Origin of the sequence: Nonomuraea antri (genome assembly GCF_013283785.1) — a bacterium.
Classification (GTDB): Bacteria; Actinomycetota; Actinomycetes; order Streptosporangiales; family Streptosporangiaceae; genus Nonomuraea; species Nonomuraea antri.
This window is the reverse complement of sequence record NZ_JABCPZ010000177.1, coordinates 1-23,840: the sequence shown is the minus strand read 5'-3', so window position 1 is coordinate 23,840 and position 23,840 is coordinate 1. Positions and strand designations below refer to the sequence as shown.

The 23,840-nt window shown below is 69.4% G+C and carries 18 protein-coding genes; 11 read left to right on the top strand and 7 right to left on the bottom strand.

All coding sequences use genetic code 11. The features are described from left to right. Nucleotides 1-118: 118 nt before the first annotated feature. From HII36_RS39670 to HII36_RS39660, 3 genes are all read right to left on the bottom strand, one after another. Nucleotides 119-1,450: a maltokinase N-terminal cap-like domain-containing protein gene (locus HII36_RS39670; protein WP_173528486.1), complete on the bottom strand. Its 1,332-nt coding sequence runs from the start codon at nt 1,448-1,450 to the stop codon at nt 119-121. 3 nt (nt 1,451-1,453) lie between these two features. Continuing rightward, the gene (gene treS, locus HII36_RS39665) at nt 1,454-3,154 is read right to left on the bottom strand and encodes a maltose alpha-D-glucosyltransferase (protein ID WP_173528485.1); all 1,701 of its coding nucleotides are present in this window, start codon (nt 3,152-3,154) and stop codon (nt 1,454-1,456) included. A gap of 65 nt (nt 3,155-3,219) precedes the next feature. Continuing rightward, a complete protein-coding gene (locus HII36_RS39660; RefSeq protein ID WP_173528484.1) occupies nt 3,220-5,391 on the bottom strand; it encodes an alpha-1,4-glucan--maltose-1-phosphate maltosyltransferase in 2,172 nt (723 codons plus the stop codon). A gap of 292 nt (nt 5,392-5,683) precedes the next feature. Here HII36_RS39660 and glgP point away from each other — a divergent pair, with 292 nt between their 5' ends. Together glgP and HII36_RS39650 are read left to right on the top strand one after the other, a co-directional pair. Further along, on the top strand, nt 5,684-8,266 hold the full coding sequence (gene glgP, locus HII36_RS39655) for an alpha-glucan family phosphorylase (RefSeq protein WP_173528483.1): 2,583 nt from the start codon (nt 5,684-5,686) through the stop codon (nt 8,264-8,266). 95 nt (nt 8,267-8,361) lie between these two features. Further along, nucleotides 8,362-9,258, top strand: a complete 897-nt coding sequence (locus HII36_RS39650) for a MurR/RpiR family transcriptional regulator (protein ID WP_173528482.1) — start codon at nt 8,362-8,364, stop codon at nt 9,256-9,258. Here the strand turns inward: HII36_RS39650 and HII36_RS39645 are convergent. Beyond that, nucleotides 9,221-11,140, bottom strand: a complete 1,920-nt coding sequence (locus tag HII36_RS39645) for a peptidoglycan recognition protein family protein (RefSeq protein ID WP_173528481.1) — start codon at nt 11,138-11,140, stop codon at nt 9,221-9,223. The two genes, HII36_RS39650 and HII36_RS39645, sit on opposite strands and share 38 nt — an antisense overlap. Before the next feature lie 180 nt (nt 11,141-11,320). On the opposite strand from HII36_RS39645, the gene HII36_RS39640 reads away from it, so the two are divergent. Together HII36_RS39640 and HII36_RS39635 are read left to right on the top strand one after the other, a co-directional pair. Then, nucleotides 11,321-11,776 carry a YbhB/YbcL family Raf kinase inhibitor-like protein gene (locus tag HII36_RS39640; protein ID WP_173528480.1) on the top strand — a complete coding sequence of 152 codons (456 nt, stop codon included), beginning with the start codon at nt 11,321-11,323 and terminating at the stop codon, nt 11,774-11,776. Nucleotides 11,777-12,010: 234 nt separating this feature from the next. Continuing rightward, nucleotides 12,011-12,784: an enoyl-CoA hydratase/isomerase family protein gene (locus HII36_RS39635; RefSeq protein ID WP_173528479.1), complete on the top strand. Its 774-nt coding sequence runs from the start codon at nt 12,011-12,013 to the stop codon at nt 12,782-12,784. A gap of 76 nt (nt 12,785-12,860) precedes the next feature. Here HII36_RS39635 and HII36_RS39630 read toward each other — a convergent pair whose 3' ends face one another. The 3 genes from HII36_RS39630 to HII36_RS39620 all read right to left on the bottom strand — a co-directional run bounded on the left by HII36_RS39630 (nt 12,861) and on the right by HII36_RS39620 (nt 14,279). Further along, on the bottom strand, nt 12,861-13,040 hold the full coding sequence (locus tag HII36_RS39630; protein ID WP_173528478.1) for a hypothetical protein: 180 nt from the start codon (nt 13,038-13,040) through the stop codon (nt 12,861-12,863). 100 nt (nt 13,041-13,140) lie between these two features. Continuing rightward, the gene (locus tag HII36_RS39625) at nt 13,141-13,371 is read right to left on the bottom strand and encodes a hypothetical protein (protein ID WP_173528477.1); all 231 of its coding nucleotides are present in this window, start codon (nt 13,369-13,371) and stop codon (nt 13,141-13,143) included. A 32-nt stretch (nt 13,372-13,403) separates the two neighbouring features. After that, complete coding sequence (locus tag HII36_RS39620; protein WP_173528476.1) at nt 13,404-14,279, bottom strand: hypothetical protein; 876 nt, start codon at nt 14,277-14,279, stop codon at nt 13,404-13,406. Between the two features lie 97 nt (nt 14,280-14,376). On the opposite strand from HII36_RS39620, the gene HII36_RS39615 reads away from it, so the two are divergent. From HII36_RS39615 to HII36_RS39585, 7 genes are all read left to right on the top strand, one after another. Next, nucleotides 14,377-16,392 (top strand): pentapeptide repeat-containing protein, encoded by a 2,016-nt coding sequence (locus HII36_RS39615; RefSeq protein ID WP_173528475.1) that lies wholly within the window; start codon nt 14,377-14,379, stop codon nt 16,390-16,392. A 499-nt stretch (nt 16,393-16,891) separates the two neighbouring features. Beyond that, nucleotides 16,892-17,224 (top strand): hypothetical protein, encoded by a 333-nt coding sequence (locus tag HII36_RS39610; RefSeq protein ID WP_173528474.1) that lies wholly within the window; start codon nt 16,892-16,894, stop codon nt 17,222-17,224. Next, complete coding sequence (locus tag HII36_RS39605) at nt 17,221-18,426, top strand: DUF6395 domain-containing protein (protein ID WP_173528473.1); 1,206 nt, start codon at nt 17,221-17,223, stop codon at nt 18,424-18,426. The genes HII36_RS39610 and HII36_RS39605 overlap by 4 nt, the downstream gene beginning before the upstream one ends. 628 nt (nt 18,427-19,054) lie before the next feature. Next, a complete protein-coding gene (locus tag HII36_RS39600; protein ID WP_173528472.1) occupies nt 19,055-19,897 on the top strand; it encodes a M55 family metallopeptidase in 843 nt (280 codons plus the stop codon). 17 nt (nt 19,898-19,914) lie between these two features. Next, nucleotides 19,915-21,579, top strand: a complete 1,665-nt coding sequence (locus HII36_RS39595; RefSeq protein ID WP_173528471.1) for a flavin monoamine oxidase family protein — start codon at nt 19,915-19,917, stop codon at nt 21,577-21,579. Nucleotides 21,580-21,639: 60 nt separating this feature from the next. After that, on the top strand, nt 21,640-22,152 hold the full coding sequence (locus HII36_RS39590; protein ID WP_173528470.1) for a YbaK/EbsC family protein: 513 nt from the start codon (nt 21,640-21,642) through the stop codon (nt 22,150-22,152). Between the two features lie 220 nt (nt 22,153-22,372). Then, a partial coding sequence (locus HII36_RS39585) for a serine/threonine-protein kinase (RefSeq protein ID WP_328808095.1) occupies nt 22,373-23,840 on the top strand: 1,468 nt, incomplete at its 3' end.

Below are 23,840 nucleotides of genomic sequence, written 5' to 3'. Positions count from 1 at the left end.
GCGGGAGGGGCGGAGCCCCTCGCCGGGGGTGTGGGGGCGTGCCCCCACAAAGCGCAGCCTGAGCCGCCCGGTGCGGAGCACCCTCTGGGCGAAGCCCTTGCCCTTGGGTGTGGACGGTTCAGGCGGCGCGGGGGCGGAAGGCGGCCAAGGGGATGGCGAGCCAGGACGGCCGGTTGCGGGCCTCGTAGACGACCTCGTACACCGCCTTCGCCATCTCGAACGCCCGCAGCAACGCCGCGTCCCCCGGTGAGAGGCTGCCGCCGCCCTCGACGTACCCGTTGAGGAAGGCGGCGCGGTTGCGGTCGGCCCACTCCTCGGCCCGGGGCTCCAGGACGGCGGCCTCCGGGTGGTCGGCGAGCAGGTGTCTGGCGGCGTAGTCGAAGGAGCGCAGCATGCCGGCCACGTCCCGCAGCGGCGACGACAGGGCGCGGCGTTCGGCCAGTGGCTGGCCGGGCTCGCCTTCGAAGTCGAGCACCACCCAGTCCTGGTTGGTACGCATCACCTGGCCCAGGTGGTAGTCGCCGTGAACTCGTTGCACCGGCACTCGGGCGGTGAGTTGTTCCACCTGGTGGTAGGCGTTCTCCAGGGCGTTCACGTGCTCGCGGAGTTCGGGCACCTCGGCGACCGCGCCGTCGAGGCGGCGTCTGAAGCCTTCGGCCATGCGTTTGACCTCGTGGATCTCCACGACCTCGGTGGGGAAGGCCTGCGCGAGCTCGTGGTGCACGCGGGCGGTGGCGACGCCGAGCCGGTGCGACTCGGCCGCGAAGTCGCCGCCCGCCTCGGCGGCGGTGACGCCGGGCAGTGAGCCGTACAGGTCGCGGACGCTGGCCAGCGCGAGGTCCCAGCCGTCGTTGGCGGTGGACAGGAACTCCTGCATGAACGCGAGCGTGGTGTCGGTGCCGTCCAGGTCGGTGGCGATCCACCCGTACGGCTGCGCGATGTGCGGCGCCTCGCGCGCGGCCAGCGCGGTGACGATCTCCAGCTCCGGGTTGATCCCGGGGATGAGACGGCGGAAGAGCTTGCAGATGTAGGCGTCCCCGAACACCAGGGACGTGTTGGACTGCTCGGCGCCGAGCACCAGGCTGCGGTGCGCGGTGTCGATGTCGGCCCCGGCCACGTGCCGCAGGCGCAGGCCGCTGCGGGTCTCGTCGCGGGCCATCCCGTCGAGGAGCCATCCCGTGCGCTCCGCGTCATGAACCGCGTCGTATAGGTATTTATTATCAAAAATCCCGATCAGGACGTGCTTGAGCCGATCAGGGAGTTCGTCACGTTCGCCGAGCAGGATCTGGTACCGGTCACGTGACCCCTCCTGCCACACGGCCACCACGAGATGCCGCAGGCCGGGTGCCACTTCCACGTCCGACTCGATCGACAGTTCGTCGATCGGGCGCCCCTTGCCGCCGAACCAACGCTGGCGGCCGATCCATGCGGCAAGGAGCTCGTGCAGCACGTCTTACTCCTCCTGGGTTATGGCCGGTGGGAGTGTGAACCAATAGAACCCATGCCCGGGAAGCGTCAAAAGATACGGAAGCTCGCCAATTGCCGGAAATGGTACGCCTCCCATGGTCTCCACGGGGGACACACCGACGAATCTCCGCAGATCCAGCTCGACCGGTTGGGGGAAGCGGGACAGGTTGTTGACGCAGAGCATGCGATCGTCGCCCAGTTCACGGACGAACGCCAGCACACTCGGGTTGGACGAGTTCAGCTCGGTGAACTCGCCGAGCCCGAAGACCGGATGCCGCTTACGGATCTCGATCATGCGCCGGGTCCAGTGCAGCAGCGAGCCCGCGTTCTTCTGCTGGGCCTCGACGTTGATGCCGTGGTAGCCGTAGATCGGGTCCATGATGACCGGCAGATACAGGCGTCCCGGATCGCAGTCGGAGAAGCCGGCGTTGCGGTCGGGATCCCACTGCATGGGCGTGCGCACGCCGTCGCGGTCGCCGAGCCAGATGTTGTCGCCCATCCCGATCTCGTCGCCGTAGTACAACACCGGCGAACCGGGCAGCGACAGCAGCAGCGCGGTGAACAGCTCGATCTGGTTGCGGTCGTTCTCCAGCAGGGGCGCCAGGCGGCGGCGGATGCCGACGTTCGCCCGCATCCGGGGGTCCTTGGCGTACTCGGTGTACATGTAGTCGCGTTCTTCGTCCGTGACCATTTCGAGCGTCAGCTCGTCGTGGTTGCGGAGGAAGATCCCCCACTGGCAGTTCTCCGGGATCTTCGGCGTCTGGGCCAGGATCTCCGAGATCGGGTAACGCGACTCCCTGCGCACCGCCATGAAGATGCGCGGCATCAGCGGGAAGTGGAAGGCCATGTGGCACTCGTCGCCGCCGCCCACCGGGTCGCCGAAGTACTCGACCACGTCCGACGGCCACTGGTTGGCCTCGGCCAGCAGCACCCGGTCCGGGTAGAGCCGGTCCACCTCGGTACGCACCCGCTTGAGGTATTCGTGCGTGCGCGGCAGGTTCTCGCAGTTGGTGCCCTCCTCCTCGAAGAGGTACGGCACCGCGTCCAGCCTGAACCCGTCGATGCCCAGGTCCAGCCAGAAGCGCAGCACTTCCAGCATCGCGTCCTGGACGTCCGGGTTCTCGTAGTTCAGGTCGGGCTGGTGGTGGAAGAACCGGTGCCAGTAGTACTGCTGGCGCACCGGGTCGTAGGTCCAGTTGGACGTCTCGGTGTCGATGAAGATGATCCGGGCGTCCTGGTACTTCTCATCAGTGGACGACCAGACATAGAAGTCGCCGAACGGCCCCTCCGGGTCGTGGCGCGAGGCCTGGAACCACGGGTGCGCGTCGCTGGTGTGGTTCATGACCAGGTCGGCGATCACGCGCATGCCGCGTTTGTGTGCCTCGTCCACGAGCTTCACGAAGTCCCCCAGATCCCCGAACTCGGGCAGGATCTTCATGAAGTCGGCGATGTCATACCCACCGTCACGCAGCGGCGAGTCGTACAGCGGCAGCAGCCACAGACAGTCGACGCCGAGCCACTGCAGGTAGTCGAGTTTGCTGATCAGGCCCTTGATGTCGCCGGTGCCGTCGCTGTTGGAGTCGGCGAAACCCCTGATCAGGACCTCGTAGAAGACCGCGCGCTTGTACCAGTAAGGATCGCGCGGCTTCTCCTCGTCGAAGGTGTTGGGAATGGGTGTGGAGCTCATGAGCTCACCCGGCTCATGAGGAGGGCGCTTTCACACACGTTGAAGACTCCCCGCTGAATTCTGTTCTACCGTGGCGCGGCTCGTACGGTGAGAATGTGGGCAGGCTGGATGTGAGGGTCGAGGCGTACATAGTTGCTCTGCCTCCAGCGGTACGACTCCCCCGACAGCTCGTCGTCGACGACGAACTCGGCGTTCCAATCGAGACCGAGGGCCGGCAGGTCAAGATCTACCGTCGCCTCGTGGGTGTGGTGTGGATCGAGATTGATGACCGCCAGAACGACATCGCCCAGCCCGTGCCTTCGTGTGGCCGTGTCATAGGCGCCCGGGAGCCGCTTCGAGAAGCAGATCATGTCCGGTTGGTCGACCCTGTGGAACCGTAGATTACGCAATTCCTGCAGCGCTGGATGCGCTCTTCGGAACAAATTCAGGTGAGTGATGAAGGGAGCCAGGGTCCGGCCTTCCCGCTCCGCCGCTACCCAATCGCGAGGTCTGTACTGATATTTCTCGCTATCTAGGTATTCCTCGCTACCGGGGCGAACCGGAACATTTTCCGCGAGCTCGTATCCGGAGTAAACCCCCCAGGTAGGCGAGGCGAGCGCGGCCAGCACGGCCCGGATCTTGAAAGCTGGAACTCCACCGTGCTGCAGGTACTCGTGCAAAATGTCCGGAGTGTTGACGAACAGGTTCGGCCGTAGGAAATAAGAGGTTTCGTGGGACAACTCCGAGAGGTATGTCTCCACGTCCCATTTGGAGTTCTTCCACGTGTAGTACGTGTACGACTGGTGGAACCCCACCTTGGCCAGCGCCCGCATCATCGCCGGCCGGGTGAACGCCTCCGACAGGAACAGCACGTCCGGGTCGGTGGCGTGGATGTCGGCCATCAGCCGCTCCCAGAACCCGACCGGCTTGGTGTGCGGGTTGTCCACCCGGAAGATCCGCACGCCGTGGTCGACCCAGTGCCGCAGCACCCGCTTGACCTCGGCGTAGATGCCTTCGGGGTCCCGGTCGAAGTTGATCGGGTAGATGTCCTGATATTTCTTGGGCGGGTTCTCCGCGTAGGCGATCGTCCCGTCCGCCCGGATCGTGAACCACTCGGGGTGCTCCTTCACCCACGGGTGGTCGGGCGCGCACTGCAGTGCGAAGTCGAGCGCGACCTCCATGCCCAGCTCGCGGGTGCGCGAGACGAACTCGTCGAAGTCCTCGATCGTCCCCAGGTCGGGGTGGACGGCGTCGTGGCCGCCGTCCTCGGAGCCGATCGCCCACGGCGAGCCCGGCTCGTCCGGCTCCGGGCTGAGCGTGTTGTTGCGGCCCTTCCGGTACGTGTGCCCGATCGGATGGATGGGCGGCAGGTAGACCACGTCGAAGCCCATGGCGGCGATCGCCGGCAGCCGCTTGGCCGCTGTCTGGAAATTTCCGGACTTGGAGATGCCGACGTCGTTGACGATCGCGCCCTCGGAACGCGGGAAGAACTCGTACCAGGAGCCGTACAGCGCCCGCCGCCGGTCCACCCGGATGCGATGCTGCTTCGACCTGGTCACCAGCTCCCGGAACGGATGCGCCTCAAGCAGGGCCGCCGTGTCGGGCAACTGGGCGATCGACAGCCGCGCCCGCGGGTCGAGCTCCTCGTCACGCAGCGTGGCCGCGATCGACAGCAGCGCCGCGCGGTGCCCGCAGGCGGTGTCGCCGTTGCCGTTGCCCTTGCTGTTGGCCGTGCCGTTCTTGGCGTGGGCGTTCTTCGCGGCGCCGTTCCCGTTGCCGTTTCCGTTGCCGTTTCCGTTGCCGTTCCCGTTCTCGTGGCCGTTGCCCGCGCGCGTCTGGCCGTTCGGCGCGGGGCAGTCGCTCTGGCGTACGGACCTGGCCGCCCGCTCGAACAGCCGGGCGCCTTCCTCGCACATCAGATCGGAATCCATGCCACGCGGGATCTTGATCTCGGCGTCGTGCAGCCAGGTGCTGATCGGGTCGCTCCACGCCTCCACGCGGAACAGCCAGTCGCCCTCGGCGGGCAGGGTGACGTCCACGCCCCACCGGTCGGTGCCGGGGGCGAGCTCGCGCATTCGTCTCAGCCGGCCACGCTGACCGTCGGGCGAGGTGAGCACCACGCCCGCGGCCACGGCGTCATGGCCCTCTCTGAACACGGTCGCGGAGACCTCGAAGGTCTCGCCCGCGACCGCCTTCGCGGGCCACTGCCCGCAGTCGACGACGGGGGAGATGTCCGTGATGGGAATTCGTCCGATCATCGCATTTCAAGGTTTGCGACGACACTCTCGGTGTCGCCGGAGCGTATCCGTACGTGCAGACAGAGCTACCCGGCGTGGACCAGATGGAAGCAGCCCACCCCTGGCAGGATCGATCCTTGCATGTAAATTGTGGACAGCGGCGGATAGAGCCCCGGGTGTCCCCGGGAAAACCCAACATTGGAGGAAGTTGCCCCAATAGTCCCTCTTCATGCTTGTTCCCGGAAGGGGTTTGAAGGGGTTCAGTGGGGGTGAAGGAGTCATAGGTCCCTCCTAGCCCGTAGGGTGCGAAAACGTGAGAGCTATCCGCCGGTTTACCGTCCGGACCGTCCTGCCCGCGGAGCTGGCCGCGCTCGGTGAGCTCGTCCAGAACCTGCGATGGTCATGGCATCCAGAGACGATGGATCTCTTCGCCGAGGTCGACTCAGACCTCTGGGAGCGGGTCGGCCACGATCCCGTGGCCCTGCTCGGCGCCGTCAGCCCGGCCAGGCTCAGTGAGCTGGCCGGCGACCGCCGATTCCTGCGCCGCCTCGCCGACGCCGCCGACGACCTGCGCGAGTACATGACCTCGCCGCGCTGGTATCAGACGCTGCCCGACGCCGCGCGCGCGATCGCCTACTTCTCGCCGGAATACGGCATCGCCGCGGCACTCCCGCAGTACTCGGGCGGCCTCGGCATCCTGGCCGGCGACCACCTGAAGGCGGCCAGCGACCTGGGCGTGCCCATCCTCGCGGTGGGCCTGCTCTATCGCCACGGCTACTTCACGCAGTCGCTCTCGCCCGAGGGCTGGCAGCTGGAGCACTACCCGTCGCTCGACGCGGGCGGCCTGCCGCTGACCCTGCTCAAGTCGGACGAATCCACGCCCGTCAAGGTCCGCATCGCGCTGCCCGACGACCGCGAGCTGCACGCCCAGGTCTGGGTCGCCCAGGTCGGCCGCGTGCCGCTGCTGCTGCTCGACTCCGACGTGGCCGACAACGACACGGCCGCCCGCGACATCACCGACCGGCTCTACGGCGGCGGCACTGACCACCGGCTCATGCAGGAGCTCCTGCTCGGCGTGGGCGGCGTACGGGCGATTCGCGCGTACTGCCGCATCACCGGGCACGCCGAGCCCGAGGTGTTCCACACCAACGAGGGCCACGCCGGCTTTCTCGGCCTGGAACGCATCCGCGAGCTGACCGAGTCGCGGCTGTCGTTCGACGAGGCGCTGGAGGCCGTACGCGCGGGAACCGTGTTCACCACGCACACGCCGGTGCCGGCCGGCATCGACAGGTTCCCCAAGGACATGATCGAACGGCACTTCGGCGGCGCCGTCTCCTGGCCGACCGTGCCCGTCGAACGCATTCTCGACCTGGGCGCCGAGTCCGACCCGCACCGGTTCAACATGGCGGTCATGGGCATGCGCCTGGCCCAGCGCGTCAACGGCGTGTCCGAGCTGCACGGCGAGGTCAGCCGTGACATGTTCAAGGATCTTTGGCCCGGATTCGACCTGGACGAGGTGCCGATCGGCTCCATCACCAACGGCGTGCACGCCCCGACCTGGGTCGGCCGCGAGCTCATGGAGCTGGCCGGGCGCGAGCTGCCCACGCTCATCGAGCGGGCCCGCGGCTGGGACGGCATCCAGAAGATCGCCGACGGCGAGCTCTGGGACATCCGCGGCACGTTCCGCCGCCGCCTGGTCGAAGGCGCCCGGGTCCGGTTGCGCCGTTCGTGGCGTGAGCGCGGGGCGTCCGACGCCGAGCTCGGCTGGATCGACGACGCGCTCGACCCCGAAGTGCTGACCATCGGCTTCGCCCGGCGCGTGCCGTCGTACAAGCGGCTCACGCTCATGCTGCGCGATCCGGAACGGCTGACCGGGCTGCTGCTCGATCCGGACAAACCCGTCCAGATCGTGATCGCTGGCAAGGCGCACCCGGCCGACGAGGGCGGCAAGAAGCTGATCCAGCAGATCGTCAAGTTCGCCGACCGGCTCGACGTCCGGCACCGGATCGTCTTCCTGCCCGACTACGACATGGCGCTCGGCCAGCTCATGACGCAGGGCTGCGACGTCTGGCTGAACAACCCGCTGCGCCCGCTGGAGGCGTCCGGCACCTCGGGCATGAAGTCGGCGCTGAACGGCGGGCTCAACCTGTCGATCCGCGACGGCTGGTGGGACGAGTGGTACGACGGCACGAACGGCTGGGCCATCCCCACCGCCGACGGCGTCACCGACCCCGACCGGCGCGACGAGCTGGAGGCCGCCGCGCTGTACGACCTGATCGAGCACGAGGTGTCCGACCGGTTCTACGACCGCGCGCTCGACGGGCTGCCCCGGCGCTGGATGGAGATGGTCAAGCACACGCTGGCCTCGCTCGGCCCGAAGGTGCTCGCCGGGCGCATGCTGCGCGACTACGTGGTCGGCCTGTACACCCCGGCGGCGATGTCGGCCCGCGCGCTGGCGGCCGACTCGTACGCGCCGGCCAAGGCGTTCGCGGCCTGGCGGCTGCGCGTCACCCGGGCCTGGCCCGGGGTGCGGGTGGAGCACGTGGAGGCGTCGGGCGTGGGTGACACGCCGGAGGTCGGCGCCTCGATCGAGCTGCGCGCCACGATCGCGCTCGGCGACCTCGAACCCGGCGACGTGCTGGTCGAGGCCGCCTTCGGCAAGGTCGGGCCGCACGACGAGCTGATCCATCCGGCGTACGCGGAGCTGACCTGCTCCGGCCTGGACGACGACGGCCGGGCGCACTACTCCGGCGTGGTGCCGCTCGACCGCACCGGGGCGTTCGGGTACACCGTCCGGGTCGTCCCGCACCACCCGCTCGCCGCGGCCAAGGCCGAACTCGGCCTGATCACCGTGCCGGAGGAGCCGGCGGGGATGACCAACGGCACCCTGCGCTAGATCCACGCGCATGGATCCGCCCGCCGGATCCATGCGCGAGATCCACAAGGCGGCACCGCAGTTCGACATCGGGATACAGGCGGCATAATCGGACCGTGGACGACAGCGGGAACGGCCTGCGGGCCGACACTCTGGTGGCCACGGTCCGCGGTGTGCTGCCCTCCCTGACGCCTGCCGCCCAGACCGTCGCCCGCCTCATACTCGAAGACCCCGCGACGGTGGCCAGGAGCACCATCACGGAGCTCTCCGCCGCCTCCGGCACCAGCGAAGCCACGATCGTGCGCACCGCACGGCTGCTCGGCTTCGCCGGATATCCGCAGCTCAGACTGGCCCTGGCCGCCGCGGCGGCGCAACCGGACCGGCTGGTGCCCGGCGATCTCGCGCCGGACGACCCGCTGTCCGAGGTCATCCAGAAGGTGGCCAGGGCCGAGTCCGAGGCGATCAACGACACCGTCGCCCAGCTCACCTCCGAGCGGCTCGGGCTGGTCGTCGAGTCCATCGCCGGCGCCCGCAGGATCGACGCCTACGGCGTGGGCGCCTCCGGCCTGGTGGCCGAGGACATGGCGCAGAAGCTGCTGCGCATCGGGCTGTCCAGCCACGCCTTCCAGGACGCGCACCTGGCGCTGACCAGCGCCGTCCTGCTCAAACCCGGCGACGTGGCGATCGGCATCAGCACCTCGGGCGAGACGCCCGACGTGCTCGAACCGCTGTCGCGGGCGGGGGAGGCCGGGGCGACCACGGTGGCCATCACGAACAACCCCCGCTCCTCGATCGCGGAGCTGGCCGAACACGTGCTGATCTCGGCCGGGCGCGAGACGGAGTTCCGCCCCGGCGCCCTGGCCAGCCGCATCAGCCAGCTCCTCGTCGTCGACTGCGTGTTCGTCGGCGTCGCCCAGCGCACGTACGACTCCTCTCAGGAGGCGCTCGCCAGCACCAGGCGCGCCGTCAAGGAGTTCACCCGGAGAACGACACCCGCACGTCGTCAGCCTTGACGAACATCACCCGGTGCCCGAACTGGATCTCCAGGTACTTCGTCTTGCCGCGCACGACCGTGTGCGGGGCCGGGTCGAAGGTGACGGCCCGGTAATACTCGGTCGCGGCCGGCCCGGCCAGCGTGTACTTCTCGCCCGCCGAGAACGTGTACTGCAGCGGGGTGACCGGCTGGTACGGGATGCCCTCGGGGTAGGCCTCCTGCTCCGGGTAGGCCCGGCCGTACACCGGGACCGTGGCCAGGCCCGGCTTGGGCGTCACGACCAGGCCCATCGACGGCACCGCCGTGGGCGCCGCGGCCGGGTTGTGGAACCAGGCCTTCTGCCCCAGGTACCAGATCGCGGTCCAGTCGCCCTGCCGGTCGGCCACGGCGAACCGCTGGCCGGTGGTGGCGCGGGCGCTGTGGTCGTACACGCTGTAAAGCGATTCACCCGTGGGGTGCTTGCCGATGTCCTTCACCAGCGGCGCGTCCGCGCGCGGCTCGGTACGCAGCCAGACCGTGCTGGCCGGCAGCGGCGGGCAGGCGTCGTTCGGACGCTCCTTGCTGCAGCCGTAGAAGTACGGCCGGTTGGTGGCGAAGTCCGGCTTGATCATGACCGAGCCGGACTTCGGTCCGCCGAACTGGTGCAGCGGCGCGCCCATCAGCTCGAAGTAGTGCGCCCAGTCCCAGAACGGGCCCGGGTCCTCGTGCATGCCGCGGACCGTGGTCGGCAGCGTGCCCGGCACGTTGTCGTGGCCCAGGATGTGCGCGCGGTCGAGCGGCACGCCGTGCTTCATCGCCAGGTACCGCACCAGCCTGGCCGACGAGCGGTACATCGCCTCGGTGTACCAGGTGCTGCCCGCACGCAGGAAGCCCTCGTGCTCGATGCCGACCGACTTGGCGTTGATGTACCAGTTGCCGGCCTGCCAGCCGACGTCCTTGGTCTTGATGTGCTGGGCGATGTGACCATCGCTGGCGCGTACCGAGTAGTGCCAGCTCGCGCCGTAGTTCGGGTCCTTGACCAGGCCGATGGAGGGCAGGAAGTACCCCTCCATGTCGTGGATGATGATGTAGTCGACCTTCTGGCTGAACGGCCGGTTGGCGAGGTCGTGGTGGCCGTAGCTGCCGTTGGGCCGCTCGGCGTACCCCGACGGGATCCACTCGCAGGAGATCGACGCCGGGCACTCCACGCCGTCAGGGCGCGAGGGGCGCAGGCCGAGCTTCTCCAGCCACTTCTCGATCTTCTCCAGATCGGGCACGGCGGGCAGGTTGACGCGGTGGCCGTCGTCGGTGGTGCGCTCGACGCCGCCCTTGATGGTGGCGTACACCTCGTCGGCGAAGAACTTGGCCGCGCCGGCCTCCTGAGCGCCCGAGTACTTGGCGACGGCGCCGTACCACTCGCCTGGGTCGGCGCTCAGCGGCGCGCCCAGCGACTTCTGGAAGTCGGCGAGCAGCGCCGCGCCGCCCCTGATGTTGGCGGCGGGGTCGGTACGCAGCCGCTCGTGGCTCTCGCCGGTCAGCGCGGCCGCCTTCTCCATGGTGCGCAGCGAGGCCGGGATCTCCGCCGGGGCCGGGGCCTGGACCGGCTCCTGCGGCCGCGAGTCGTCGCCGCGGGGGTCCTCCTCGCCCTCGTCGTGGTGGTTCGACCCGGCGTACGCGGCCGCGTCGGTCAGGTGCATGGGGCCGAAACCGGCGTCGCTGCTGGGCTGGCCGGCGTGGGCGTCCCAGCGGGACTGCAGGTAGGAGACGCCGAGCAGGACGCTCTCCGGGACCTGGAACTCCTTGGCCGCCGCCGCGAAGGCGAGCTGCCGTTCCGCGGGGTCGGCCGACTCGGCCTGGGACGCCGTGACGCTCGTCGTTAACGGCAGCAAGGCGACCGTCGCGATCGCCAACACTCTGCGCATGTACCGCTCCTTGACTGGGGGGTCGTGCTGGAGTCAGCGTCTCAACATTTTCCTTCGTAGACGAGAGCTTTACGAAGGAATTTTTCACCAGTTAACTGATCGGCACCGGTTCTTTACCCGGGTCGCCGCGTGCTCGGATCGGCCGGTGTCAGGGCTCTCACCTGGGGAAACTGGTATGGCATGACTGGCATCATGCTGCGCAGCACCGCGTTCAACGACCACGCGATGATCCCGCACGACTACTCCCACGAGGCCGGCGACCGCTCGCCGGAACTCGAATGGACCGGCACCCCCGAGGGCACCGCCGAACTCGCCCTGATCTGCGAAGATCCGGACGCTCCTCGGGGCACGTTCACCCACTGGCTGGCCGCCGGCATCGCGCCCGACGTCGAGCAGGTCGCCGCGGGCACCGACCCGCAGGGCGCCACGCTCGGCCGCAACGACTACGGAGAGCGCGGCTACGGCGGCCCGCACCCGCCGGCCGGGGACTCGCCGCACCGGTACTTCTTCCACGTGTACGCCCTGGCCGACCACTCCCGCCTGCCCGAAGGCTTCACGGCGGAGGACTTTCACCGCTGCCTGCAGAACGCCGACGTCCTGGCCTCGGGAACCTTGGTCGGCACATACGGGCGGTGAATTGGTTGTACGGCGGTGACCTCGTACGGCCGGTGACTCCGTACGGCCGGTGACTCCGTACGGCCGGTGACTCCGTACGGCCGGTGACTCCGAACGGCGGTGATCCCGAACTGCCGGTGACCCCGTACGGCCGGTAACCCCCCCACGGTCGGTGACCCGTATGGCGAGGGTCCGTGCGATGGGCTGTGAACGGGTTCGATGGGGTGGGCCGGCGGCGGGTGTTAGGTTCGTCGCATGGGTGAGTTTGTGAGCATCGAGGTGGCCGACCAGATCGCCACGATCCGTCTTGACCGTCCGAAGATGAACGCGCTCAACGGGCAGGTGCAGCGAGAGATCGCCGAGGCCGCCCGCGCGGTCGACACCGACCCGCAGGTGCAGGCGGTGATCATCTACGGCGGCGAGAAGGTCTTCGCCGCCGGTGCGGACATCAAGGAGATGGCCGACATGTCCTACGCCGACATGTCCACCCACTCCCGCACGCTCCAGGCCTGTTTCACCGCGGTCGCCCAGATCGGCAAGCCGGTCATCGCTGCCATCACGGGTTACGCCCTGGGCGGCGGCTGCGAACTGGCGTTGTGCGCCGACTTCCGGGTGGCCGGCGAGTCGGCCAAGCTCGGCCAGCCGGAGATCCTGCTCGGCATCATCCCCGGCGCCGGCGGCACCCAGCGCCTGCCCCGCCTGATCGGCCCGTCCCGGGCCAAGGACCTCATCTTCACCGGCCGCCACGTCCCGGCCGCGGAAGCGCTCGCGCTGGGCCTGGTGGACCGGGTGGTTCCGGACGAGCAGGTGTACACCGCCGCCCTGGAGTGGGCGGCCACCTTCGTCGGCGGCCCCACGGTCGCGCTACGCGCCGCCAAGCAGGCGGTGGACCAGGGGCTGGAGGTCGACCTCGACACCGGCCTGGAGATCGAGCGCCTGCAGTTCTCCGGCCTCTTCGCCACGGACGACGCCAAGACCGGCATGCGCGCCTTCGCCGAGAAGACCAAACCCAAGTTCACCGGCCGCTGACCGACGTCCGCCGCAGTGCGCCCCGCCCCCTTCCGCGACGGTCGAGGGTGGGGCGCTGGTCGCAGGTGAGACGTCCTCAGCCGAATGTCTCGTCGATGGAGTAGGCGGTCGCGGCCGCCCGCCGTATCCAGGTGCCGAGCTGCGGTGCGTCTTTACACGCCAGGATGCGAGCTCTCATCTCGGAGCCCACAGCCGGTTCCCACACCTCGAACACCGCCGAGAACGCCTCGTCCTGGCCCCCGACCAGCCCTCTCAACCTCGCCTTTCCCGCGTTGCTCGCGGGCGGCTGGGCTGTGGACGGGCCGACCGGTGGGGCATTGCCAAGATCTCCGCCAGATACCGCCGGGATTGGGCGGTCAGTCGAAGATCTCGTCGATGGAGTGGGCGGTCGCGGCGCGCCGCACCCATTTGTCGAGCTGCTGCGCGTCCTTGCATGAGGAGATGCGAGCTTGCACTTCCGGGCCTACAGCCAGGTTCCGCGCTTCGAGAACCGCCATCAGCGCTCCCGCCTCACCCTTGACCACGCCTTTCCCGTAGTGCTTGCGGGCGAAGGGGCTGTAGACGGGCCAGTCGGTGGTCTTCGTCATGATCTCCTCCAGGAGCTGCCAGGCCTCGGCGGTCAGTCGAAGATCTCGTCGATGGAGTGGGCCGTTGCGGCGCGCCGTACCCACTTGTCGAGCTGCTGCGCGTCCTTACATCCGGCGATGCGGGCTTTCACCTCTGGGTTCACCGCCAGATTCCGCGCTTCGAGAACCGCCAAGAGCGCCTCGGCCTCACCTTCCGCCCTGCCCTTGACCTGACCCTCTGTTAGGCCTTTCCCGTAGTGCTCGCGGGCGAAGGGGCTGTAGACGGGCCAGTCGGTGGTCTTCGTCATGATCTCCTCCAGGAGCTGCCGGACGATCGGGGCGGACAGGTTGTAGGCGTATTCATAATACTTCGCAGCGTGTTCGTCCTGTAGCTCTACGAGAGCTTTTACGAAGGCGTTGGTGACGGCCGGCCGGTCGCCGTGCGCCATGACGGACAGCGCCGCCAGCTCGGGATGTGTGCTCATGTACGCCGCATCGTCGATGGCCGGGATCTGGTCGGGCCCGATGACCCGCGGCTGGAGCGTGAACCGCGCCAGTTCGGTCTCGATCGGCTCGCTCGCCCAGGCGGCGGTGCCGGCGTCCGGGCAGATCGCCAGGAGCGTGACCGGTTTGTCCAGGCGCAGCCAGAGTGCCGCCGCGTATCGGGTCCAAGCTTTGCGTTTTTCGTCCGTCCGATCGCGCTGCACCTCGACGATCACGCCGTGGACGGGCTCCTGACGCGGCCCGACCAGGACCACCGTGTCGGCCTGGAAGTCCTGTGACGGCCGGTCGTTGAAGTCCGATCCCGCGACCTCGACCAGGGTGTGCGGCGGGAAGTCCATGGCATAGACGTGCTGGAGCAGTTCGACGGCCAGTTCTGGCCTGTTGCGGAACAGTGTGTTCAGGGTGTCGTGGACGACGGAGGGCATGTCGCGGAACGTTAGCAGTCATGTGCGGAGCGTCGCAGGACTTCCGGATTGAAAGACCTTCAGCGGGATCTGGGAGAAGTGGGCGACACTCGGTCACATGTCGCCCGACCTCGAGCACGGCTGGCCACGCTGCAATCAGGACGCCTGCGTCGGCGTCCGAGTGAGCGGGCGGAACCAATGCCTGGCGCACGTCGACGGCGGCACCCGGGACGAGGCGCTGCGCGCGCTCTCCCCGGACGGCGAATTGGACCTGCGCGGGGTGCAGGTCTCGGCGGAACTCCTGGCGGCGCTGCTGCGGGCCATGACACCGAAGGGCGGCACAAGCGCCCGACTCGGACGGACGCGCTTCGACCACACCCGATTCGAGCGGGCCGATTTCAGCGGCGTGGAATTCACCGGCGACGCTTCTTTCCAGGACGTCCGGTTCGGGGGTCGGGTGGATTTCGGCGGGGCGCGGTTCAGGGCAGGCGCCGCTTTCGTCCGGGCCCGGTTCGTGGGGCAGGCCGATTTCTCGTTCGCCGGGTTCGGCGGGGTCGCCGCATTCGATCGAGCCGTGTTCTCCGACGCCGCCGATTTCGACGACGTGGTGTTCGAGCAGGCTGCCAGGTTCCCCGGTTCGACCTTCCGCGACGAGGCGTCCTTCTGCGCGGACTTCCACGGCAGAGCCCTGTTCGGGGGCGATCGGGCACTGGAGGCGGCGAGATTCGAGACGGCGGCGATGTTCCGCGAGGCCGTCTTCCACGCGGCCGCGGATTTCGCCGGCGTCAGATTCGAGAAGGCGAGCTTCCGCGCGGCGCGATTCGACGGCCGGGCCGCTTTCGGCGGAGCCGAATTCGTGTCCTGCGCGCTTTTCGACGACATCATCGTCGGCGACGACGCGCGATTCGCCGGGGCGGCGTTTCCCGCGGGGGCCTCGTTCGGCGGGGCGACGTTCGCGAAACTGCTGGACCTCAGCGACACCGCCCTGGGCGACCACTCCATCGTCGGGCCCTGCGTCGTGGACGCGCTCGACCTCACCCGGGCCAAGTTCGGCCGCGACGTCCTGGTCTCCGCACGGCTGGCGAAGATCGTCGCGATCGGGCTGCGCTGCCCGGAAGGGCTCAATCTGCGGCTCGACGGGGCTGTTTACATCGATGCACCGAAGGCGCACTCGCCGACCACGTTCACACTCCGTTGCTCGGACGGGGACGTCACGGTGGCTCACGCCGTCTTCGACCGTCCCACGATCATCGGCGCCACCCCGGACCTGCCGCTCCCCGGCGTATCGCGGCGCCCGCTGCCGCGCCTGCTGACCCTGCGCAAGGTGGACGCGACCAACCTCACCCTGGCCGGACTCGACCTGGCCGCCTGCCGCTTCCTGGACTGTTTCAACCGCGACCAGTTACGGATCGACGGCCCGCCCCGATTCACCGGGCCGCCGCGTGAGCGTCGCTGGACCAGGCGTCTGACGCTCGCCGAGGAACATCTGTGGCGGGTGCGTCACGACCGGCGTCCCGAAGGCTGGTTCCCCGAGAGCTGCCGCCACCCCGGCGAGTCCGAACCCGCACGGCTGGGACGGCGGCACGGCGCGATGGCGCGGCGCGAGGCGGCCAGGATCCAGGCCGTCTACCGTGACCTGCGCAAGGGCCGGGAGGACGGCAAGGACGAACCGGGCGCGGCCGACTTCTACTACGGCGAGATGGAGATGCGCCGGCTGGCCGCCGCGCCGCGCGGGGCCGAGCGGGCGCTGCTCACGGCGTACTGGCTGATCTCGGGGTACGGGCAGCGGGCGAGCCGGGCGCTGACGGCGCTGGCGCTGCTACTGCTGCTGGGGACGGTCGGCTTCGCCACGGCCGGATTCGCCCCGTCCACGCGGGTGGAGTACCGGCCGGTCGTCACCGCGCCGGGACAACAGCCGCCCGGCTACCGTCCGGTCACCGTGCCCACGGGGGCGCGGCCGGGCTGGGGTGATGCGCTGGAACACAGCGTCAACAGCGCGACCTCGCTGCTGCGCGCCCCGCAGACGCAGCCGCTCACGCCGTTCGGCCGGGTGTGCGAGATCTGCCTGAGATTGCTCGGCCCGCTCCTGTTCGGCCTGGCCGTCCTGGCGATACGCGGCCGCGTCAAACGCTGAGGGCGTTGCGGGAACGCCGGGGGCCTGCGGATCAACCGCTCCCGGCCGGGTGAGCCAGGTCGAGGGCACGCGGTTCGGGGTGGTTGCCGGCCGAGCACTCCCGGCCCATACGGGTCTCCAGCCGAGGACCCCGTTCGGGCGCTCGCGGTCCGGGTGGGTTCCCGGCCGGGCGCTCGAGGCCCGGGCTCCGGTTGGACGCTCGGGGTTTGGCTGGGCTCGCTTGAGTACCTCCGACTCCGAATGGGTGCAGTCGGATAGAGCATGGCGCCGAATGGGTGCAGTCGGATGAGTACGGCGCCGAATGGGTGCGGTCGGATAGGTATGCCTCGGAATGGCTCCGGTCGGCCGGGTACGTCCAGCCCGAAGCGGGGGCGCGGCTGGGTGCTGCCAACTCGGGTGGAGCACCAGCCAGGCACGCATGGCCGCCACACCGGAGTGTCAGACGCGTTCGGGAAAGCCGACCCGTCGAATGTGAGGATTGCCAGTATCGTGGCGTTTCATGATGCGCGTCCTGGTCCCCGTCCGGCTGCGTAAGGCCGTGCGCACGTGGTTCGACTCCCGCTACATCTCCATCGCTGACCACCGGCAGGACATCAGGGACGCGCTGTGGGAAGTCCAGACGCTGCGCAGGGAGATGGCCACCCTCCAGGCGGAGGTGGAGCGGCTGAAGAACGCCCGGCCGCCCGCGATCGACAAGACGAAGGTCGACGACACGCACCGCCTGGCCCAGGAGACGGCCCAGGCCATGGACGGCGTACTCCAGAACGAGATTCTCGTCTGGCAGGCCATAGACGACCTGCGTCAACGCGTGGGCGCCGGTGGCCGGCCATGAGAGTGACCTGGACCGGGGGCGAACTGACGTTCCGGCTCGACCTCGAGGACGAGATCACCGGTAAGGCCGCGGACGAACACCCGGTCAAGCTGGCGACCAACTCCTGCGCCATCGGCGGCGTGCCGGACGACGCGCACCCCGACCTGTTCGCCGTGGCCGCCTGGACGATCGTCGCGCCCTGGACCAGAAAACGGATCACGTTCGACCGGGCCATCTCCGAACGGGTGGCCGAGGCGCTGCGGCAGGGCTGGGGGATCGAGGCCGGGCCCGTCGGCGCCGAGCCGCGTACGGCCGGGCGCACGCTCGCGATCTCCTACAGCGGCGGCGCGGACTCCGTCGCCGCGGCCGCCGTCTACCCCGAGGCGCCGTTCGTGCACTTCCAGCGTGTGCCGCACCGCCGCGTGCCCAACCGCTGGCCGCACTACCGCTCGGACGTCCTGGCCAAGCTGGCCGAGCAGACCGGACGCGAGCTGACCACGGTCACGTCGGACCTGGAGTTCACGCTGGCCGAGCCAAGGCCCGGGTACCCGGAGCACCACGCGGTGGCCGCCGGAGCGCTGCTGCTGGCCGACCGGATGGACCTGGGCGGGCTGGCGTTCGGCTATGAACTCGGTTCACGCTGGCTAGGCGGGGATCGCTATCTGTTGCGCTTCACCCCCGACAACCCGATGTGGGCGCCGCACGGGGCGTGGGGACGGTTGTTCGCCGCCACCGGTGTGCACATCGTGCTGCCGGTGGGCGGGGTGAGCGAGGCCGTCACCATGCGTCTGGCGTTGAACTCCGAGCTCAAGGACCAGGTGCGCTGGTGCCTGCGCGGGACCGACGGCCCCTGCCGCACCTGCGGGAAGTGCCTGTACAAGGAGCTTATCCAGGCCGCCGTCGAACGTCGCCCACTCGACACGCCGCTCAGCGCGGACCGTCCCGTCGTGCGCAAATGGCTCCGGCCGCCGCCGTACGGCGGGCAGGAGATGATCGAGTACGGTCTGGCCCGCGTCCCGGGAATCGAACGCACGATCTTCGCCAAGGCACTCGACCACTTCGACGCCACTGAGGAGTCCACGAGCTGGCTCGACCACTGCTACCCGCCCGCGATCGACGAGATCCCGCAACCGTGGCGGGACACGGCGGCGGCGTTCATGTCGGAGCAGGTGGGACTGATGAGCGCGGACGAGACGCAACGGGTGGAGACGTGGGGCATGTGACGCGAGTGGCGGCCGCGAGGACGGTCGGGCATGCGACGCGAGTGACGGCACGAGGGACGAGCGCCGGGCATGTGAGGCCAGTGACAGCACGAGGGCCGGTTGCAGGGCGCATGACGTCGGCGACGGCACCAGTGGCGGTCGCGGGGAACGTGGCGGGGATCCCAGACGCGGCGGCGAGGTGTGTGGCGTCGGAGGTGGTCCCATCGGCGGCGGTCTCAACGGCGGCGGAACCAACGGCGGAGGTCACATCGACGGCGGTCCCAACGGTGGTGGCACTAATGGCGGTCTCAGCGGCAGTCCCAACGGTGGTGGTCCCGACGGCGGCGGTCCCAGCGGTGGCGGGCCCCGCGATGGTGGTCCCGACGGCGGTGGTCCCGGCGGCGGTGGCCTCAACGGCGGTGGTCCCATCGGCGGCGGTCTCAGCGGTGGTGGCACCAACGGTGGTCCCGACGGCCGTGGTTCCGACGGTGGTGGTCCCAGCGGTGGTGGGCCCCGTGACGGCGGTCACGTTCGTCGTCGCCCCGCGCGACCCCGCCCTGCGCAACCCCGCCCCGCAGGTGACACCGTCGGCCGTCCTCAGGGCGGTCGGTGGAGAGGTAAGGGTTCGGTGAATGGAGGCGCGGCGCGCGTGAAGGTTTATCTGTCCGTGGACATGGAGGGCGTGACGGGGCTGACCGACCCCGAGGAGATGCACGCAGGCAAGCGCGGCTACGAGCGCGGGTGCGAGTTGATGACCGGCGACGCCAACGCCGCCGTCGCCGGGGCGTTCGACGCGGGCGCGGAGACCGTGTTGGTCAACGACGCGCACGGCTCGACCAAGAACCTGCGCATCGACCTGCTCGACCCGCGCGCCAGCCTGATCCGCGGCCCCGGCAAGGCGCAGCGGATGGCCCAGGGGCTGGACGGTTCGTTCCAGGCCGCCGGTTTTGTCGGTTATCACGCCCGCGCCGGGGTGCCGCACGGCGTGCTGAATCACACCTGGATGGGCAAGGAGATCCAGAACGTCTACCTCAACGGTGCCATCTGCGGCGAGACGCGGCTGGTGGCGGCGTGTGCCGGGTTCCATGGCGTGCCGGTCGTGCTGGTGACCGGGGACGAGGCCGTCGGCGACGAGGCGCGCGAGCTGCTCGGCGATGTCGAGACGGTCGCGGTGAAGAGGGGGATCGACAAGTTCTCGGCCGAACTGCTGCCGCCGAGTGTCGCCCAGGCACGTATATGTGAGGCGATGAGGCGCGGGCTCAACAGGTTGAGCGACTTCACGCCTTACCGGGTGGAAGCGCCGTTCACCCTGGGGGTCGAGTGGAACTCCACCGCCATCGCCGCCGCCGTGGCACTCGTGCCCGGGGTCAAGACGGTCGGCACCCGGCACACCGAGTTCACCACCGACGACTTCGGCCAGATCATGGCGCTGTTCGGGATCTTCGCCACCATCGGCGGCCAGATCTCCTGCGGCAGCGGTCCCTACGGCTGAGCCAGGGGAGCGGGCACATGGAGGCAGGGGCGCTGACCCGGCGCGGGCTTCTCGTCGGGATCGGGGCGGCCGGAGGCGCCGGGGCGATGTACGCCGCCATGGGCGCGCTCGGCCTGGCGCCCGACGCGCAGGACAAGAAGTTCACGCCGCCCAGGAGCGGTGATTTCACGCTACGTGGCAAGGGTGCGGCCAAGGTGGTCATCCTGGGCGCCGGGGTGGCCGGTCTGACCGCCGCGTACGAGCTGGGCAAGGCCGGCTACGACTGCACGCTGCTGGAGGCGGGCCCCAGGGTCGGCGGACGCAACCTGACGCTGCGCGGCGGCGACAGGCTCACCGAGCTCAACGGCCCGGCGCAGGACGTCAAGTTCGGCGAGGGCGTCTACTTCAACGCGGGACCCGGCCGGATCGCCCCGTGGATGGTCGCCCTCGACTACTGCCGCGAGCTGGGCATCCCGATCGAGACGTTCGTGAACAACAACGCGCAGGCGTACGTCCACACGAACGGCCGGACCATGCGCGCCCGCACGGCCCGCGCCGACATGTACGGCTACGTCGCCGAACTCCTCGCCAAGGCGACCAACCTCGGCGCCCTCGACAGACGCCTGACCAGGGACGACCGAGACCGGCTGCTGGAGTTCCTGCGCAGGTTCGGCGACCTCGGCCCCAGGCTCGACTACGAGGGTTCGGAACGCCGCGGTTTCACGAAATTCCCGGCGCTCGACGGTGGCCTGCCCATCCCCGCCCCCGGCAGCCTGCACCAGGTGCTCGCCGCGGGCACCGGCCGCGCCATCACCAACGACTTCGGCTACGACCAGGCCACCCCCATGTTCCAGCCGGTCGGCGGCATGGACGCGATCGTGACCAGGCTCGTCGAGGCGGTCGGCAAGGACCGGATCAAGACCGGCGCCAAGGTCACCCAGATCACGAACCTGGCCGACGGCGTCGAGATCACCTGGACCGGCGGCCACCTCGGGTCCGGCTCCGGCGGACAACCGGCGTCCGGCTCCGGCGGGCAGTCCCAGTCCGGCTCCGAAGGCCGGTCCGCGCCCGGTGGGCAGCCCGCGCCCGGCTCCGGCGGGCGGATCAAGGCCGACTACTGCATCGCCACGCTGCCGCCCCACCTGCTCGCCAAGATCCCGCACAACCTCGGCGCCGAGGTGACCGCCGCGCTCAGGACCCCTGTCCCCGTCGCCGCCGGCAAGATCGGCCTGGAGTACGGCACCCGCTGGTGGGAGCTGGAGGACAAGATCTACGGCGGCGTCACGGAGACGGACCTGGACATCACCCACATCTGGTACCCGTCGCACGACTATCACGCCCAGCGCGGCCTCGTCGTCGGCTACTACAACACAGACGAGAACGCCGAGCTCTACGGCGCCCTCACCCCCGAGGACAGGCGGCGGCGCGCGCTCACCCAGGGCAAGAAGATCCACGGCGACAGGTACAGGAACGACGTGTTGTCCAGCGTCTCGATCGCGTGGGAACGTCAGGAGCACATCCAGGGCGGCTGGGTGCGCTGGCCTGCCTTTGATTCGTCCTTCACTCTTCTGCAACGCCCCAGCGGAAGGGTCTACTTCGCGGGCGACTGGCTCACCCATCTGATCGCCTGGCAGGCGGGCGCCATGGAATCCGCCCGGGGCGCCGTCACCCAGCTGCATCAACGGGTGGTGCGGTCCCCGTGACGCCGCGCGCTGCTCCCGAGACGGGAATAGGGTCCTGGGAGGAGCGATCGAGGAGATGGGATGACGTTGCACTGGGTGTCCGCGCGTGAACGCGCCGATCTGCTGGCGGAGCCGGTGGCTCAGGCCGTCGGCGGCCTTGACGGGGTCGAGGTGGCCGAGATCGATCCGGAGCTGGCCGACACCGCCGAGTTCTGCGCGCGCTACGGCGTGGCTCTCGACGAGTCGGCGAACTGCGTGATCGTGGCGGGCCGGCGCGGCGGCGAGACGCGGTACGCCGCGTGCATGGTGCTCGCCACGATGCGGGTCGACGTGAACGGCGTCGTACGCAAGCATCTCGACCTGCGCAAGGCCAGCTTCGCCCCGATGGCGGAGGCGGTGGAGCTCACCGGAATGGAGTACGGCGGCATCACGCCGCTCGGGCTGCCGGCCGACTGGCCGATCCTGGTCGACGCGAACGTGGCGGAACATTCCAAAGTGGTGATCGGAAGCGGACTCCGGCGTTCCAAGCTGGCCGTCTCCGGCGCCACGCTGGCCGGGCTGAAGGGCGCCGAGGTGCTCTCCCTGGCGAACTGAGCGCGGGCGGCCCGCCGCGGCGGGACCGGGCTCATGGCACAGAGAGCGAGGAACGATGGCCGAGCGGACGCGACCATCAGGACGAGACCACCTGACGAGATCATCGGAAACAGTGGCCAATTCGAGACCATGGTTGGGGAAACCCATGGGGCCTTATCGGACGTTGTACGAGTGGGAATGTGGCCTCATGGTTCATCTCGTGGGCGGGGATTAAGCCGGTATGGTGCTTCATGCCATGAACGATGACCGACTAGGCCCTTACCGGCTGCTCAGGCGGCTCGGTGAAGGCGGAATGGGCGTTGTCCACCTCGCTGTCGACCCTCAGGGGAGGCAGGTGGCGGTCAAGGTCCTGCGAGCCGAGGTCGCCGGCGACGAGGTCGCCAGGCGGCGGCTTTCGCGCGAGGTCGAGACCATGCGGCGGGTACGCAGCAAGTACATCGCCGAGGTGATCGACGCCGACGTTACTGGTCATCGTCCGTACATCGTCACGCGTTACGTCCCGGGGCGGCCGCTCGACGAGATCGTCAAGGACGACGGGCCGCTCGACCTGCCCGCGCTGACCAAGGTCGCGCACGGGGTGGCGTCGGCGCTGGCCGTCGTGCACTCGGTGGGCGTGATCCACCGTGACCTCAAGCCGGGCAACGTGCTCATTCTCGACGGCGAGCCGGTCCTGATCGACTTCGGCATCGCCCAGGCGGTCGACGCCACCAGGCTCACCCAGACCGGCATGTTCATCGGCACGCCCGGCTACCTCGCGCCCGAGATCATCGAGGGCCAGGAGGCGGGGCCCGAGGTCGACATCCACGCCTGGGCGGGCACGCTGCTGTACGCGGGCACCGGCCAGCCGCCCTTCGGCAAGGGCACGCTGGAGATGATCTTCTACAACATCACCGCGGGCAAGGCGGACGTCTCCGCCGCCCCCGCCGAGATGCGGCCGCTGCTCAAGGCGGCGTTCCAGCGCAACCCGGCCAAGCGGCCCAAGGCGGCCGAACTGGCCGAGCAGACCGCCCGCATGCTGCCCAGGCCGCCCGCGGGCACTCCCGACGAGGTCTCGACCGTCCCGCGCGACCAGCAGGACGTGCCGACGCGCGTGCCGTACGCGGGCGAGAGGCAGCCGACCGGTGAGAGGCCGGCGTACGAGGTGTCCACGCCGCCGGTCACGCCGCGCAGCCTGCTCGAAGGCCAGGACCAGCGCACGCCGCCCCAGCTTCAGCAACAGCTCCAGCAGCAACAGCAGCAGCAGGACGCACCGTACGTCTCGCTGCTCAACAACCAGCCGAACAACCAGCCGGGCACGCAATCGGGCAACCCGCCGGGCAACCCGCCGAACAGCCAGCCCGACCCGTGGCCCACCGTGCGCGTGACCCCGGAGGAACTGCGTCAGCTCGGCGGGGCGGCGCAGCCGAGCCAGCCGTGGCCGCAGCAGCAGCCGCCGTCGCACCCGCGCCTGCCGCAGACCGGCGGCCGGACGCACGCGGCCGACGCCGACGTGCCCACCAGGCGCGTCCGCCCCGACGCGCCACTCGACTACGGCCGCAACGACCAGGCGCAGCACGCCGACTACGGCCGCCATGACCAGGCGCAATACAGCGACTACGGCCGCCATGACCAGGCGCAGTACGGTGACTACGGCCGTTCCGACGTGCAGCAGCACGGCGAGTACGGCCGTCCCGGCCCCACCCCGATGC

What these genes read in the sequence shown, in the direction of transcription:
- treS (WP_173528485.1), bottom strand. Translation starts at nt 3,154, where the DNA reads ATGAGCTCCACACCCATTCCCAACACCTTCGACGAGGAGAAGCCGCGC.
- HII36_RS39660 (WP_173528484.1), bottom strand. Translation starts at nt 5,391, where the DNA reads ATGATCGGACGAATTCCCATCACGGACATCTCCCCCGTCGTCGACTGC.
- HII36_RS39645 (WP_173528481.1), bottom strand. Translation starts at nt 11,140, where the DNA reads ATGCGCAGAGTGTTGGCGATCGCGACGGTCGCCTTGCTGCCGTTAACG.
- HII36_RS39640 (WP_173528480.1), top strand. Translation starts at nt 11,321, where the DNA reads ATGACTGGCATCATGCTGCGCAGCACCGCGTTCAACGACCACGCGATG.
- HII36_RS39635 (WP_173528479.1), top strand. Translation starts at nt 12,011, where the DNA reads ATGGGTGAGTTTGTGAGCATCGAGGTGGCCGACCAGATCGCCACGATC.
- HII36_RS39625 (WP_173528477.1), bottom strand. Translation starts at nt 13,371, where the DNA reads ATGACGAAGACCACCGACTGGCCCGTCTACAGCCCCTTCGCCCGCAAG.
- HII36_RS39620 (WP_173528476.1), bottom strand. Translation starts at nt 14,279, where the DNA reads ATGCCCTCCGTCGTCCACGACACCCTGAACACACTGTTCCGCAACAGG.
- HII36_RS39615 (WP_173528475.1), top strand. Translation starts at nt 14,377, where the DNA reads ATGTCGCCCGACCTCGAGCACGGCTGGCCACGCTGCAATCAGGACGCC.
- HII36_RS39610 (WP_173528474.1), top strand. Translation starts at nt 16,892, where the DNA reads ATGATGCGCGTCCTGGTCCCCGTCCGGCTGCGTAAGGCCGTGCGCACG.
- HII36_RS39605 (WP_173528473.1), top strand. Translation starts at nt 17,221, where the DNA reads ATGAGAGTGACCTGGACCGGGGGCGAACTGACGTTCCGGCTCGACCTC.
- HII36_RS39595 (WP_173528471.1), top strand. Translation starts at nt 19,915, where the DNA reads ATGGAGGCAGGGGCGCTGACCCGGCGCGGGCTTCTCGTCGGGATCGGG.
- HII36_RS39590 (WP_173528470.1), top strand. Translation starts at nt 21,640, where the DNA reads ATGACGTTGCACTGGGTGTCCGCGCGTGAACGCGCCGATCTGCTGGCG.